The organism is Pseudomonas sp. PA-1-6B (assembly GCF_021609545.1).
GTDB lineage: Bacteria > Pseudomonadota > Gammaproteobacteria > Pseudomonadales > Pseudomonadaceae > Aquipseudomonas > Aquipseudomonas fluorescens_BV.
Genome location: NZ_WJZM01000013.1, coordinates 74,025 through 88,713, shown reverse-complemented (window position 1 = coordinate 88,713; position 14,689 = coordinate 74,025). Strand labels below are relative to the sequence as shown.

The following is a 14,689-nucleotide window of genomic DNA, read 5'->3' as shown; positions in this document are numbered from 1 at the left end:
TCAGATCTTCTGTGCCAGGGACACGGTGAAAATGCCCCACTCATCCACGCGCTGGGTGATCTTGCGAAAGCCCGCTGCTTCGACGAGTTGGTCCATTTCCGCCTGGCTGCGCCGGCGCATCACCCAAGCCTGGCCCTGACGGTGGCTGGTGAGCGCACGGGCAATCAGCTCCAACTGCGGGTGCCACGGTTGGCCGGTGTAGACCAGGTAACCACCTGGCTCCACGGCTTCGGCCAGGCCCGCCAGTGAACCGCCGACCATGGCGTTATCGGCGAACAATTCGTACAGGCCGGATACCACGGCCAGGGTCGGCTTGGGGTCCAGGGCGGCCAGGTCAGCGCGGTCGAACGCATCGCCTTTGACGAATTGGGCGATGTCCCCCAAACCCTTTTCGCGAATCAGCGCGCCACCGTCGCGCACGTTGATGTCGCTGTAGTCGCGCAGCAGGATCGATTCCGGCAACGGCGATACGCCTTGCAAGGCTTCCAGGATGTAGCGCCCGTGGCCGGCGGCGATGTCGACAATCCGTACTTCGCGCTGGTCGTCACGCAGCTTGGCCATGGCCAGGCGCAGCAGCTCTTCGACGTTCAGCTTGCGCTGGCGAATACCGCGCCAGCCGATGGAGTTGAGGTAGTTGCTATCAATCATGCGCCCCAGCGCCCCTTTGCCGGTGGGCGTGTTGCGATACACGTAATCCAGGGTACTGCCGGAGTCGAAGCCGGTATCGAAGCCCAGCTTCACCCCATCTGACAGGTTCTTGCCCAGGCCCATGCTGGCGCGGGTTATGCGCCAGTACAGGTCGCGCAGTGAATTGCGTGGCAACGGCGCGGCGAGGGATTCGGATTCGGCGCACGTGGCGCCAAGTTTATCTGCATCCAGTAAAGAAGCGCGGTCCAGCGGGTGGGCGAAGTTCTGCAAGATAAAGCGCTTGGCGCTGCTCACAGCCACGGCGCGATCACGTTCGCCGAGGGTGTCGTGGAAAAAGCCGGGGAGGATATGCAGCTCTTTTTTAAGGCTGCCGAGGCGGTCGAAGAACAGCTGCTGGGGTTTACGGTGCACCACAAGGTCGGAGCCCGAAATAAGCAGTTGGGTCGGCACCTGGATCGCCTGGGCGTCGGCGACAACCCGGTCGGCCGCTTCGTAAAGGCCCAGCAGCACATTCACCGAAATGGCCTTGGTGATCAGTGGATCGCTGTCGTAGGACGCCACGCGTTCGGGGTCATGGCTGAGGAACTTGGCCTTGACGTAGCTGTTGACGAAAAAGTTGCCACGAAACTTGCGCATCAGTGCCAGGCCGGGGCGGGCGAAGGGCACGTACAGCTTGACCTTGAAGGCTGGCGAGGCGAGCACCAGCGCGCGGATCTTCGGCGCGTAATCGTGGACCCAGGTAGCTGCGATCACCGCGCCGACGCTTTGGGCGATCACGGCGAGGTTTTGCTCTTCGATGCCGTAGGTGGCACCGACGTGGTCACAGAAGGTCTGAACATCGCGGGCACTGGTGGCGAAGCTGGGGCTGTCGCCACGTTCTCCGGGGGATTGGCCGTGGCCACGGGCATCCCAGGCGAAGAAGTCGAATTCAGGCAGGCCCAGTTCATCCACCAGGTGGGCAATACGCCCCGAGTGCTCATGGCCGCGATGGAACAACAGGATCGCCTTGCGCGGCCCGACACCTGCCATGGCCGGCCAGTGCCGATAGAAAAGCTCGACGCCATCATGGGTACTGAAGGTGTGCTGTTGCTGTTCGCGCATCGCAAAATCCTTATGCAGAAGGGAGAGATTGTTGTTCTTTGAGGCCCTGACGCACCCGGTTGACCAAGGTATAGGCGAGCAGGGCGGCGACCAGCCACATCACCGCCTCCACCCAACCGGCGCCGAGCCAGCCCAGCGCCACGCCCGTGGCCAGCACCCCGAGCACGAACGCCCGATCACTCTTGCCCATGGGCCCGTCATAACGGCGCGACGCGCCCACCATCGGCCCCAGCACCCCGGCGTATTCGCTGAATATCGCAAGCAGCGTCACCAGCAGCACCGGCGCCAGGCTCACATCGGGGATCAATGCAAAGGGCAGGATCAGCGCGCTGTCGGCGATCACATCGCACAGTTCATTGAGATAAGCACCGAGGCGCGACTGTTGGCCGAAGTCCCGGGCCAGCATGCCATCGATGGCATTGAGCGCCATGCGCACAATCATCCACAGCGGGATCAGTGCAAACAGCCAGAGGTGTTGGGCAAAGCCCGCGATCAACAGCCCCACCAGCAGGGAAACAACCCCGGCCAGCACGGTGATCTGGTTCGCGGTGGTGCCGTTGTCATAAAGGCGCTGCACGAGAGGCCGCAGCAGGTTTTGAAAACGCGGTTTGAGTTGGTAGATGGAAATCATGGGGGTGACGCTTCCTTGTCCGTGAACCCGCGAAAAACTGTCTGAAGAACTGTCTGAAGTGTGCCGACTAATCGCAGCCGACACCAGTGATGGCTCGTGTTTATAGGGGGATTAGTCACGCTCTTGAGCATAATCAATCACCGCTTGTGGGAGCGTCCTATGGGGCCTCAACAGCAGGTGATCGAGTTCGTGTCTATAGTTACATCTCTACACACGCAGAGGGTCGCAAATGTCTTCGACTTTGCACCGACAGACACCGACTCTGAGGGTGACAGACGCGCGTAGGTTGCAAGTAGCGGTCGTTGCGTATCACCGACAGACATTAGACGAGGCACTGCAGGCACGTACCGAAAGGTATTCGCGCGATGTCCTTGGTCGAGTGCATGCACAATGGGACACGCGATTGTGGGCAACGGGTGGTGAAACAGGGGAGCCCAACCAAGTTATGACCCATAGTCTGTCGGGCCAGCTGTTGCGTGTTGAAAGCGTAGATGCGGGCTGGCGTGTCAACCTTGTGGGCGACGCAGCTCAAACGCTGCATAGTTGGGATGGGCGGGGTACTGTCCGGCGGGTGTGCTATGACTCCCAAATACGTCAGGTTAGTGTGAGCGAAGAGTCAGCGACCACTCTCCAGACCTTCGTCGAGCGGCTGACGTACGGATCATCGACTGAAATGGGCAATCGTTGCGGTCGGCTGGTTCGGCATGACGATGGGGTCGGCAGCCAGGTTTTTGTCGATTACGGTTTGCTGGGGCACGTTGCAGGCCAGACTCAACAGTTTCTCAAGGCATTGGTACCCGCGGATTGGCCTGAGTCTTTGGATGAGCGCGACGCGTTATTGGAGACAGATCATCAAGGCGCGGCAATGCGGTATCTCACGCAATGGCATCACGATGCGTTGAATCAGTTGCTCCGCCAAACCGATGCGTTGGCGAATGTGCAGAGCCATTGCTACAACGTGGCGGGTGAACTGGTTCAATCCAGTCTGACTGAGGATGGAAAACCGGAGCAATTGCTGCTCAGCGCGGTCCGCTATAACGCTTGTGGTCAAGTCGAATCCCAACTGGCGGGTAATGGTGTCATTTCCCAGCCCGGCTACGACGCCCGCAGTGGGCGACTACTACGACTGAACACAATCCGGCAGGATAAAGTACTCCAGGACCTACATTATCAGTGGGACCCCGTGGGTAACCTGCAATGCTTGGAGGACCGGGCACAACCAACCCAATGGTTTGATTCTCAAAGAATTGTCCCCGTTAGCACTTATCGCTACGACACGCTTTACCATTTGATTGAGGCCACCGGACGGGAAAGCGTCCTGGCCGGCATTCAGCCTGGCCTGCCCGGTGTTGTACTACCAGGAGGAGGTGACGCGAGTCGGTTGCGTAACTACACGCAGGTTTACACCTATGACCTCGGCGGAAATCTAATCACGCTCAAGCATGGCAGCGAACCCTTGCGCATGATGAAGACAGCCGAGCGTAGTAATCGAAGCATGTATATGGCCGATGAGATGAATCCACCGGATTTAGCCAATGGGTTTGATGCAAACGGCAATTTGTTGATGTTGGACGGCGCGCAGAGGATGACATGGGACGCCCGTAATCAATTGCACCAAGTCACCCAGGTGCTGCGCAAGGCGGGGCCTGCGGATAACGAACGGTATTTCTACCATGGCACTGGGCAGCGTGGACGCAAGGTACGAGTGTGGCAGGCAAAGTCTGTTGAGCATGTGGCCCAGGTCATGTATCTGCCGGGTTTGGAGATACACAGCGATACGGCGACGGGAGAAGTCCTGCATGTCATCAGCGTGGCGTTAGGGCGCAGTCAAGTTCGACGGTTAAACTGGCGAGCGAACGGTCGCAAGAGACTACCTGTCCCACAGTGGCGCTACAACGTTGATGACCATCTGGGCAGCGTTGCGTTGGAACTCGATGAATATGGCGACGTGATCAGTCATGAGGGGTATTACCCCTTCGGTGGTACGGCGTGGTGGGCGGCCAGAAGTCAGACTCATGTTAATGGCAAGACCATCCGTTATTCAGGCCAAGAGCGGGATGCGACCGGATTGTACTATTACGGTTCGCGTTACTATGCGCCATGGCTGATGCGCTGGATCAACCCGGATCCCTCGGGCGAAATCGATGGGCTGAATCTGTATCGAATGGTCCGAAATAATCCGCTCCGGTATCGAGACCACGATGGCAGGGCTCCGGAAGTCGCCGACGACTATTCGGATAATTCCTCCAGTGCCCATGTTCCGGCTTATCGACAGAATCCAGAGACATTCCGGCGTCGTGACGTGGATGCTCACGTCGCCGCCGAGCGCCGGGACGCCGTGGAGAGGAGCATGACTCACCGTATGTATGGCGAGCACCGCGTTGAGTCTACTTACACGTCTGCTTCAATCCCAGGCAGGTATCGGTTCAGAAACGAATTCTTGCCCGGCCGCTGGCGCTTGATGGAAAACTACCGTGCGCCAGTAGAGGGGCCCAATGCTACCGACGTTACCTGGCATCAGTATGAAATGATTTCAAGGCATAACAATTTTTACGGTGTTTTACCGCAAGCCATTGTGCGCTGGAACGTTCAAAACAATGAGGCTCTGCTTGCTACGCAGCAGCAGGAAGGCATGCTGGAGCGGTTTTTGGCCAGTGAGGGTAATGGCCGTTCAACTCAGAGAATCATGACTGCTTTCGGCCTGCGCGCTACGGGTATCACGCGACAGGAAGTTTACGATTATCAACTGGGGGCGGACGTTGACATCATAGAGGTTCATGTCGAGCCTCAGCCTGTTCTCGAACCCGCTCCGATGGTTAGGAGCCCGTCCCTGGAGGCTTTGACTCGAGCAGTAGAGCGAGACTTGCGCCGTGCGGCGCGCAACCCTGTCTCACGGGTTGCCCATCGTGTTTGGCGAAACATGCGTAGAGTCATTCAAGGTAGCAGTGCCCGACGTGCCCTGAGGTAACTCTGTGAAGGCCGGACAGCCGACGGATATTTTGCGAGTGCTCCTCGACCTAAATGTGCGAACGGGGTTGAGAACAAAAATTTCACGCTTCGTGTTATATCGTAACGAATTGTGTGCAAATGGGCGTTGAGCAGATGCAAGTGGATCTAGAGGCTGGCGGGGCTTCGGTTGAAGGCCTCGCGCGTTTTCAGCAGGGGCTGTTCCACGCCCGTCGATTGCGCCAGGCCGGTATCGGCCTGACAACCCTGGCCCTCAGTGGTTGGATATTGGCGCTGTTCGTAGCGTTGTTTGCACCCGTGTCGATCTGGCCGGTGGTATTGATCAACTGCGCGTCGGCCTTGCTGCTGCTGGTGGCCGGCTTGCAGTCGGCCTGGTGGGTGGCCGATTGGCGTGCCCAGGCGCTGGAAGTGCCGCGCGGTGAAGCGGTCGAACAATCCATCGAGCCCACACCCTGGCATAAGGGCCTGATCAACCGGTTCGGCAACGGCCTGTTGGCGCAGATTGGCGCACCGGTGCTGTGGTTGGGAGGCTGGTCGTTGCTGGCGCTGGTCAGCATCCTGCAGTTCTGGAACCTGGGCTTGCCCGCTGCTGCCATCGGGCAATCGGCAAGTATTGGCGCAGCGCTCGCTTTGGCCCTGGCGTTTGGCCTGCTGGTATTCGAACGCCGCCTGGCCCAGGAAACCGCTGCCCAATGGCCGGAAGCCTCACAGTTGGCGCAGTTGAGCCGGATGGCAATTATCTGCCTGGTGCTCAGCGCGATCTGCCTGCTGTTTGCCAATGCGGAGTCGGTCTGGCCGCTGCGCCTGGCCACCTTCATCGGGCTCCTGCCGGCGCTGGTAGCGCTGGAATTCCTGCTCAGGGGCGTGCTCTCGCTGTTCAGCCCGCGCCAGCCGCGCCTCGAACCGCGCTTGATGGCGCAGAGTTTTATTGCCGGCCTGCTGCGTTGGCCGCCGCAGCCGTTGCTGGCGTTGCAGCATGAATTGCACAACCGCTTTGGCATCGACCTGCGCCAGATCTGGGCCTTTACCTATATGCGCCGAGCTTTTTTCCCGGTGCTGCTGGTGGTGCTGGCAGTAGGTTGGGCGCTGACCGGTGTGCATGAAGTGCCCCTGCAAGGCCGTGGGATTTATGAGCGTTTTGGTAAACCGGTCGAGGTGTTCGGCCCCGGGCTGCATGCGGGTTTGCCGTGGCCGCTGGGCCGCGTACTGAATGTTGAAAACGGCGTGGTGCATGAGCTGGCGACCAGCGTCAGTGACGCCGCCACACCGCAGTTGGCCGCAGCCGAAGGCCCGGCGCCGTTGATTGCCAACCGCCTCTGGGACGCCAGCCATGTGAATGATAAATCCCAGGTGATTGCCAGCAGCAGCGGCGACAAGCAGGGCTTCCAGATCGTCAATATGGACGTGCGTTTTGTCTACCGCATCGGCCTCACTGATCAGGCTGCGCTTGCCGCCACCTATAACAGCGCGGATATCCCGACCCTGATACGCAGCACCGCCAGCCGCATCCTGGTGCACGATTTTGCCTCGCGCACCCTGGATGAATTACTCGGCGAAGAGCGCACCAGCCTCGCCGACGAGATTGGTCGCAGCGTGCAAGACGACCTGCAAACCCTCGACAGCGGTGTGGAAATCCTCGCCACGGTGGTCGAGGCGATCCATCCGCCGGCCGGTGCCGCCAACGCTTACCACGGTGTACAGGCCGCGCAGATCGGCGCCCAGGCGCTGATCGCCCGTGAGCGCGGTGCGGCCAGCGAACAGACCAACCAGGCGCTGCTTCAAGCCAGCACCGCCCGCGATCAGGCCCAGGCGAGTGCCCGCGAGGTGAATGCCGGTGCCCAAGCAGCGAACCTGCGCTTTGCCGCCGAACAAAAAGCCTACGCCGCTGCGGGCCAAGCCTTCGTGCTGGAACAGTACCTGGGCCAACTGAGCCAAGGCCTGGCCCAGGCCAAGCTGCTTATTCTGGATCATCGCTTGGGCGCCGACAGCGCGCCGACGATCGATCTGCGTTCTTTTACCTTGCCCGCCGACCCGTCGGTGCCGCGCAAAGCCGTTCAATAAGGAGTTCGTCTGTTGAGCGCTCATTCCCACGATCATGGTCATCACCACCATCACGGCCACCACCATCACCATCACGGCGATGAGCAGGCGGCCGGGCCTTTTCCCTGGCGGCGCATGACGTGGGCGGTGTTGCTGGTGCTGTTTGCCGTGGCAGCGGCGAGCCTGGTGCAAGTGCGTTCCGGCGAGGCCACGGTGATTACCCGCTTCGGCAACCCCGCGCGCGTGCTGCTGGAGCCGGGCCTGGGCTGGCGCTGGCCGGCACCGTTCGAAGCGGCGATCCCGGTGGACCTGCGCCTGCGCACCACGTCCAGCGGCTTGCAGGATGTGGGCACCCGCGATGGCCTGCGGATTATCGTGCAGGCCTACGTGGCGTGGCAGGTGGAGGGCGATGCCGACAACGTGCAGCGTTTTATGCGTGCGGTGCAGAATCAGCCTGATGAGGCGGCGCGGCAGATTCGTACCTTCGTCGGCTCCGCGTTGGAAACCACGGCAGCCAGCTTTGACCTGTCCAGCTTGATCAATACCGACGCCAGCCAAGTGCGCATCGCCGATTTTGAGGCGCAGTTGCGCCAGCAGATTGATCAACAATTGCTCACCACCTATGGTGTGCGCGTGGCGCAGGTCGGTATCGAGCGTTTGACGTTGCCATCGGTGACCCTCACCGCCACGGTTGACCGCATGCGCGCCGAGCGTGAAACCATCGCCACCGAACGCACCGCCGTGGGCAAGCGCGAAGCGGCGCAGATCCGCTCCGCTGCCGAGCGTGATGCGCGCATCATGCAGGCCGATGCCACTGTGAAAGCCGCCGACATCGAAGCGCAGTCGCGGGTTGAAGCCGCGCAGATTTATGGCCGCGCCTACGCTGGCAATCCGCAGCTGTACAACCTGCTGCGTTCGCTGGATACCTTGGGCACGGTGGTCACGCCGGGGACCAAGATCATCCTGCGCACCGACGCCGCACCTTTTCGCGCCCTGGTGGATGGGCCCAAGGACCTGCAGCCATGAGCGAGCGTGACAGCCCGGACAGCCCGTGGATCCAGGCCGGGCGCCTGACGTTCCTGGCACTGTACGCGGTCACCGTATTGGCGGCGTTGGCCTGGGCCTTTTCCAATGTGCGCCAGATCGACCCGCAGAATCGCGCCGTGGTCCTGCATTTTGGTGCCCTCGATCGCATTCAGAACGCCGGATTGTTGCTGGCTTGGCCGCAGCCTTTCGAACAAGTCGTCCTGCTGCCAGCGGCCGACCGGGTGATCGAACGCCGGGTGGAAAACCTGCTGCGTTCCGATGCGGCGCTGCAGGCCGATCGCGTGGCCAGTTTCGCCACGCCCTTGAGCGATGCCCTAGCCGGTTCCGGCTACCTGCTGACCGGCGATGCCGGGGTGGTGCAGTTGGACGTGCGGGTGTTCTACAAGGTGACCGAACCCTACGCCTTTGTGTTGCAGGGCGACCACGTACTGCCGGCCCTGGATCGGCTGGTGACACGCAGCGCCGTGGCTCTCACCGCTGCGCGGGATCTGGACACCATCCTGGTAGCCCGCCCGGAACTGATCGGCAGCGACAATGGCGCCGCCGAACGCCGTGAGCGGCTGCGCGGCGACCTGGTGCAAGGCATCAACAAACGCCTGGCGGAGTTGGCGGCCAGCGGCTTGGGGCTGGGTATCGAAGCCACCCGCGTCGATGTGCAATCGAGCCTGCCAGGGCCTGCGGTGAATGCGTTCAACGCGGTACTGACCGCCAGCCAGCAGGCTGATAAAGCCGTGGCCAACGCTCGCACTGAAGCGGAAAAACTCACCCAGACCGCCAACCAGGAGGCTGACCGCCAGGTGCAAGTCGCCCATGCCCAGGCCAGCGAGCGCTTGGCCAATGCCCAGGCGCAGACCGCTACCGTTGCCAGCCTGGCCCAGGTCAAAGACCCCGGTTTGCTGTTGCGCCTGTACCGTGAACGCTTGCCGAAGATTCTTGGCCAGGCCGGTTCAGTGACCACCGTCGATCCCAAAGACGACTCCCGCTTGATCATCCAGGGAGCCGAACAATGAGCGCACCCATGCTGACCTCTGCCGAACAGCGCAGCGCTGCCCGGCAATTGACCTTGGCGATGCTCGCCCTGGGCTTGCTCGTGCTGGGCCTGGTGTGGCGCTGGCTCGCGCCCGACCAGAGCGGCGTCAGCCAGTTGCTGCTGGGCGTGGCATCCCTGTTGGTGGCGGTGCCGGTGATGCGTTCGGCCTGGTACAGCCTGCGCTTTCCGAGCCTGCACGGCATCACCGACCAATTGATCGCCCTGGCCATGCTCGGCGCCTGGGCCACCGGTGATCTGCTCACCGCCGCGTTGCTGCCGATCATCATGATCTTTGGCCATGTGCTGGAAGAGCGCAGCGTGATTGGCTCCCAGGAAGCGATCCATGCCCTGGGCAAACTCACCCGCAGCCACGCCCGCCTGGTGCAGGCGGACGGCAGCATCACCGAAGTGGATAACGGCACCTTGAACACCGGCGATATCGTCGAAGTGCGTGCCGGTGACCGCGTGCCGGCCGATGGCGTGGTGTTGTCCGGCCAGGCGAGCCTGGACACGGCGCCGATCACCGGCGAGTCGGTGCCGTTGGAAGCCAGCGTGGGCGTGCAGGTGTTTGGTGGGGCGATCAACCTCGATGGCCTGCTGCGCCTTGAGGTCACGCGTACCGGCAACGAATCGACGTTGGGCAAAGTCATTGCGCTGATGCAGAACGCCGAGCGTTCCAAGCCGCCGATCACCCGGCTGCTGGAGCGCTACGCCGGCAGCTATATGGTGTTGGTGCTGTTGCTGGCGGCGGTCACCTGGTTTGTCACCAACGATGCGCAGGCGATGCTGGCGGTGTTGGTGGCGGCTTGTCCGTGCGCTTTGGTGCTGTCGGCGCCGGCCACCGCGATTGCGGGGATCGCCGTGGCGGCGCGCCATGGCATCCTGATTCGCAGCTCGGCGTTCCTGGAAGAACTCGCCGACCTGACATCGCTGGTGGTCGACAAGACCGGCACCCTGACCTTTGGCACCCTGCGCTTGCAGTCCATCGAGACACGCGCGCCGGATCGCCAAAAGCTGCTGAACCTGGCGGCCAGCCTCGGTTCGGCAAGCAGTCACCCGGTCAGCCGAGCGTTGGCGGGGTTGGCGACCCAGGAGCAGATGCTGGTGCTTAGCGACATCCGCGAGCGTCAGGGCCTGGGCGTGGTCGCCCAGACCGAGCAGGGCGAAGCGGCGCTGGGACGGCCGGAGTTGTTTGAACAGTTGGGCATCGTCACCACCGCCGTGCCCACCCATGATGGCCCGATTGCCGGGCTGGGGTTGAACGGCGAGTTCCTCGCCTGGCTGTTGTTGGCCGACAGCGTCAAACCCGAAGCGCGCCAGGCCCTGCAAGAGCTGCGTGACTTGGGCCTGGGCCGCCAACTGCTGCTGACCGGTGACCGCCAAAGTGTGGCCGACAGCCTGGCGCTGGACGTGGGCATCAGTGATGTCGAAGCCCAAGCGCTGCCGGAAGACAAGCTCAACCGCGTGCTGGGCGAAATCAGCAGTGGCTTCAGGCCAATGGTGGTGGGCGATGGCATCAACGACTCCCTGGCGCTCAAGGCCGGCGTGGTCGGTGTGGCCATGGGCGCGGGCGGTGCGGACATCGCCCTGGCCTCTGCGGACGTGGTGTTGATCGGCAGCGACTTGCGCCGCCTGGGCACCTGTGTGCGCTTGAGTCGCCAGTGTCGGCAGACGTTGCAGGTCAACGTGATCATTGGCTTGGGCTGGACGCTGGCCATTGTGGTGTTCGCCGCATTCGGCTGGTTGGGGGCGGCGGGTGCGATGATCGCGGCGGTACTGCACAACCTCAGTACCCTGCTGGTACTGGGTAACGCCGGGCGTTTACTGCGCTTCCAGGAGCCGCTGCTGAAGCTCGACGAATAATTTCAGAAATATTTGCTCACGGCTGTAACGCCGACAGGAGGCCTCACTCTAGTGCTGTGTCGAGACTGAACAATCCGTTCGGACCGGCTCCACTACTGATCATGAGGAATACAACAATGAGTATTAAATCCGCTGCTGCTGGTGCCGCCCTCGCAATGGCCGCTGCTTCTCTGTTCGCGGGTGTGGCCACCCAGGTACAAGCGGCAGACGCCACCGTTCACTGCTACGGCGTGACCTCCTGCAAAGGTATGAACGACTGCAAAACCAAGGACCACGCGTGCAAGGGCCAGGGCGAGTGCAAAGGGATGGGCTTCAAGGCCATGACCAAATCGGCCTGCGACGCCGCTGGCGGTACAGTCGGCGAGTAACCGGCAAACAAGTGCAACCGCGGCGGCTGCCTGCCACCGCTGCGGACACTTTGCCCAGGAGTGAGTCATGTCCGCGTCCCTTCCAAGTCTGGGTTACGGCCTGGGTTTACGCAGTGAGTACTACCATCAGATCCTTGAACAGTCGCCGGCCGTGGATTGGTTCGAAGTGATCTCCGAGAATTACTTGGTGCAGGGCGGCAAGGCCTTGTACTACCTGGATGCGATAGCCGAACGTTACCCCTTGGTGATGCACGGTGTGTCGTTGTCCATCGGCGGGCCACATGCCCTCGATATGGATTACCTGAACCACATCAAACAGCTCGCAGAGCGCATTCAGCCGGCGTGGATTTCCGATCACCTGTGCTGGAGCCGCGGCAGCGCGCATCAGTTACATGACTTGTTGCCCCTGCCTTACACCGAAGAAAGTCTCTACCACGTGGCCGGCCGCGTGCGTCAGGTGCAGGACGTCTTGCAACGGCCGCTGGTGCTGGAAAACGTCTCCAGCTACGTGCGTTCCAAAGCGGATGAATTCACCGAGTGGGAGTTCCTCAACGCCTTGGCCCATCTGAGCGGATGCCAATTGCTGCTGGACGTCAACAACGTCTACGTCAGCGCACGTAACCATGGCTTTGATGCCTGGACGTTCATTCGCAACCTGCCACCCGAAAGCATTCGCCAGCTGCATTTAGCGGGGCATATGGACTATGGCGACTATGTGGTCGATACCCATGACCATCCCGTGTGCGACCCGGTGTGGGCGCTGTATCAGCAAACCCTTGAACATCTGGGCCCAGTGTCGACGTTGCTGGAACGCGATGACCATTTTCCACCCTTTGAAGAGTTGCTCACCGAGTTGAGCAAAGCCCGTGAACTGGGTGCCAGCGCCTTGGCCCGGAGAGCGTTATGCGCCTGATCGACTGGCAGTTGGCATTTGAACAGCATCTATTATCCGAAGCGCCCGCGGCCAACAGCGGCTTTGCCGCCACCTTGCTGGGAGGGCCGACGTTGGATGTGGACACCGGCCTGGCGATTTACCACAACGCCTATCTGTCGCGACTGCAAGAGGTGCTGCGCCATGACTTCGGTGCCATCTGGTATTGGCTGGGAGATGAGCAGTTTTGCTCACTGACCGAGGCCTACATCCGCCGTTATCCGTCGGCCCATTACAGTGTGCGCTGGTTGGGCGAGCGCTTTGCGATGTTTATCGTTGAGCATCTGATGGCAGCGCAAAGTGCGCCTTTGGCTGAGTTGGCACGCCTGGAGTGGGCATTCACCTTGGCGTTTGACGCCGCCGAAGGGGAGCCGCTGACCTTGAATGACATGGCGCATTTGGCGCCTGAAGACTGGCCCACCCTGCAGGTTGCGCTGGCGCCTTCGGTGCAGCAACTGCTTTGCCGTTTCAACACAGTGGCGATTTGGCGAGCCAGTAAGGATGAATCAGACTTCCCCGGCAGCCAGGTGCTGGACCCGGCGCAAATCTGCCTGGTGTGGCGCAACCAGAACCGCTGCCACTACCGCAGCCTGGAAGCCGCTGAAGCGTGTGCACTCTCGGGCATGGTGACCATGGGTTGGAATTTTTCAGAACTGTGTACTGAGGTCGCGGTCACTTATGCAGAGGGGGCGTCGCTGCAAGCGGCCACTTGGCTGAAACAGTGGGTCCAGGAAGGTTTGCTCGAGCGCCGAGCGCCATAGAAGGGGGGCTATTCATTCGATAGCTTCCTACTTTGTTTGGCATGGTCTACCCTCACAGCAGACGTCTGAAACAAGGGGGGACTACTCATGCTCGCGCAACTTCCACCGGCCTTACAGAATCTTCAGCTACCGCTGCGTCTTCGACTCTGGGACGGCCATGAATTCAACTTGGGCCCTGAGCCCAGCGTCACCATCGTGGTCAAGGATCCCACGGTTGTATCCAGGCTGACCCATCCAACGCTCGACTCACTGGGCGAAGCCTTCGTCGAGGGCAAGCTGGAGCTGGAAGGCTCCATCACCGAAGTGATCAGAGTATGTGACGAGTTGAGTCACGCTTTGGTCGATGACGACGAGGAGAGTCGCCCGATACGCTCGATTCACGACAAGGCCACCGACGCGGCGGCCATTTCCTACCATTACGACCTGTCCAACGAGTTCTACCAGCTATGGCTGGACCAGGACATGGCCTACTCCTGCGGTTATTTCGAAACCGGCAGCGAGTCGATCGACCAGGCCCAACAAGACAAATTCCGCCACCTGTGCCGCAAGTTGCGGCTGCAGCCGGGTGAGTATCTGCTGGATGTGGGCTGCGGCTGGGGCGGGTTGGCGCGCTATGCCGCACGTGAGTTCGGGGTCAAGGTGTTCGGCATCACCTTGAGCAAGGAACAACTGGCGCTGGCCAAGGAGCGGGTGAAAACCGAAGGCCTGGAAGACCAGGTCGACCTGCAATTACTCGACTACCGCGACCTGCCCCAGGACGGCCGTTTCGACAAGGTGGTAAGCGTGGGTATGTTCGAACACGTCGGCCATGCAAACCTGGCGCAATACTGCCGCACCCTGTTCGGCGCGGTGCGTGAAGGTGGCCTGGTGATGAACCATGGCATTACCGCCAAGCACACCGACGGCCGCCCCGTAGGCCGTGGCGCCGGCGAGTTTATCGAGCGCTACGTGTTCCCTAACGGCGAACTGCCGCACCTGGCGATGATGACCGCCCAGGTCAGTGAAGCAGGGCTGGAAGTGGTCGATGTCGAAAGCCTGCGTATGCATTACGCCCGCACATTGGACCATTGGAGCGAACGCCTGGAAGACAACCTGGAAGCAGCGGCGAAGATGGTACCGGAACAGGCGCTACGCATCTGGCGGCTGTACCTGGCCGGTTGCGCTTATGCGTTTGCCCGAGGCTGGATCAACCTGCACCAGATACTGGCAGTGAAACCCCATGCCGATGGCGGGCATGAACTGCCGTGGACGCGGGAAGACCTCTACCGCTGACCACCAGACCCTGAAGATCGAAACTGTGGG

Annotated in this window: 11 protein-coding genes; 9 read left to right on the top strand and 2 right to left on the bottom strand. The window is 61.3% G+C overall.

All coding sequences use genetic code 11. The features are described from left to right. Positions 1 to 1,749 (bottom strand): bifunctional alpha/beta hydrolase/class I SAM-dependent methyltransferase, encoded by a 1,749-nt coding sequence (locus GIV35_RS09185; RefSeq protein WP_236264099.1) that lies wholly within the window; start codon positions 1,747 to 1,749, stop codon positions 1 to 3. A 10-nt stretch (positions 1,750 to 1,759) separates the two neighbouring features. After that, positions 1,760 to 2,380: a CDP-alcohol phosphatidyltransferase family protein gene (locus GIV35_RS09180; RefSeq protein WP_236264098.1), complete on the bottom strand. Its 621-nt coding sequence runs from the start codon at positions 2,378 to 2,380 to the stop codon at positions 1,760 to 1,762. A 445-nt stretch (positions 2,381 to 2,825) separates the two neighbouring features. On the opposite strand from GIV35_RS09180, the gene GIV35_RS09175 reads away from it, so the two are divergent. The 9 genes from GIV35_RS09175 (at position 2,826) to cfaB (ending at position 14,659) form a co-directional block, all read left to right on the top strand. Continuing rightward, a complete protein-coding gene (locus tag GIV35_RS09175) occupies positions 2,826 to 5,348 on the top strand; it encodes an RHS repeat-associated core domain-containing protein (protein WP_236264096.1) in 2,523 nt (840 codons plus the stop codon). A 134-nt stretch (positions 5,349 to 5,482) separates the two neighbouring features. Beyond that, complete coding sequence (gene hflK / locus GIV35_RS09170) at positions 5,483 to 7,408, top strand: protease modulator HflK (RefSeq protein ID WP_236264116.1); 1,926 nt, start codon at positions 5,483 to 5,485, stop codon at positions 7,406 to 7,408. Positions 7,409 to 7,417: 9 nt separating this feature from the next. Continuing rightward, positions 7,418 to 8,413 (top strand): protease modulator HflC, encoded by a 996-nt coding sequence (gene hflC, locus GIV35_RS09165; protein ID WP_202690890.1) that lies wholly within the window; start codon positions 7,418 to 7,420, stop codon positions 8,411 to 8,413. After that, positions 8,410 to 9,444 (top strand): protease modulator HflK, encoded by a 1,035-nt coding sequence (hflK, locus tag GIV35_RS09160; protein ID WP_198714587.1) that lies wholly within the window; start codon positions 8,410 to 8,412, stop codon positions 9,442 to 9,444. The genes hflC and hflK (GIV35_RS09160) overlap by 4 nt, the downstream gene beginning before the upstream one ends. Then, positions 9,441 to 11,327, top strand: coding sequence for a cation-translocating P-type ATPase (locus GIV35_RS09155; RefSeq protein WP_236264094.1), 1,887 nt, complete (start codon positions 9,441 to 9,443; stop codon positions 11,325 to 11,327). Before hflK (GIV35_RS09160) ends, GIV35_RS09155 begins: the two co-directional genes overlap by 4 nt. Before the next feature lie 116 nt (positions 11,328 to 11,443). Then, complete coding sequence (gene bufA2 / locus GIV35_RS09150; protein ID WP_020302041.1) at positions 11,444 to 11,695, top strand: BufA2 family periplasmic bufferin-type metallophore; 252 nt, start codon at positions 11,444 to 11,446, stop codon at positions 11,693 to 11,695. 67 nt (positions 11,696 to 11,762) lie between these two features. Beyond that, positions 11,763 to 12,608, top strand: coding sequence for an MNIO family bufferin maturase (bufB, locus tag GIV35_RS09145; protein WP_105229026.1), 846 nt, complete (start codon positions 11,763 to 11,765; stop codon positions 12,606 to 12,608). After that, positions 12,599 to 13,387: an HvfC/BufC N-terminal domain-containing protein gene (locus tag GIV35_RS09140; RefSeq protein ID WP_105229025.1), complete on the top strand. Its 789-nt coding sequence runs from the start codon at positions 12,599 to 12,601 to the stop codon at positions 13,385 to 13,387. The genes bufB and GIV35_RS09140 overlap by 10 nt, the downstream gene beginning before the upstream one ends. 87 nt (positions 13,388 to 13,474) lie before the next feature. Further along, positions 13,475 to 14,659: a C17 cyclopropane fatty acid synthase CfaB gene (cfaB, locus tag GIV35_RS09135; protein WP_223022944.1), complete on the top strand. Its 1,185-nt coding sequence runs from the start codon at positions 13,475 to 13,477 to the stop codon at positions 14,657 to 14,659. Positions 14,660 to 14,689 lie beyond the last annotated feature (30 nt).

Coding starts and splice junctions, on each gene's coding strand:
- GIV35_RS09185 (WP_236264099.1), bottom strand. CDS start 1,749: ATGCGCGAACAGCAACAGCACACCTTCAGTACCCATGATGGCGTCGAG.
- GIV35_RS09180 (WP_236264098.1), bottom strand. CDS start 2,380: ATGATTTCCATCTACCAACTCAAACCGCGTTTTCAAAACCTGCTGCGG.
- GIV35_RS09175 (WP_236264096.1), top strand. CDS start 2,826: ATGACCCATAGTCTGTCGGGCCAGCTGTTGCGTGTTGAAAGCGTAGAT.
- hflK (WP_236264116.1), top strand. CDS start 5,483: ATGCAAGTGGATCTAGAGGCTGGCGGGGCTTCGGTTGAAGGCCTCGCG.
- hflK (WP_198714587.1), top strand. CDS start 8,410: ATGAGCGAGCGTGACAGCCCGGACAGCCCGTGGATCCAGGCCGGGCGC.
- GIV35_RS09155 (WP_236264094.1), top strand. CDS start 9,441: ATGAGCGCACCCATGCTGACCTCTGCCGAACAGCGCAGCGCTGCCCGG.
- bufA2 (WP_020302041.1), top strand. CDS start 11,444: ATGAGTATTAAATCCGCTGCTGCTGGTGCCGCCCTCGCAATGGCCGCT.
- bufB (WP_105229026.1), top strand. CDS start 11,763: ATGTCCGCGTCCCTTCCAAGTCTGGGTTACGGCCTGGGTTTACGCAGT.
- GIV35_RS09140 (WP_105229025.1), top strand. CDS start 12,599: ATGCGCCTGATCGACTGGCAGTTGGCATTTGAACAGCATCTATTATCC.
- cfaB (WP_223022944.1), top strand. CDS start 13,475: ATGCTCGCGCAACTTCCACCGGCCTTACAGAATCTTCAGCTACCGCTG.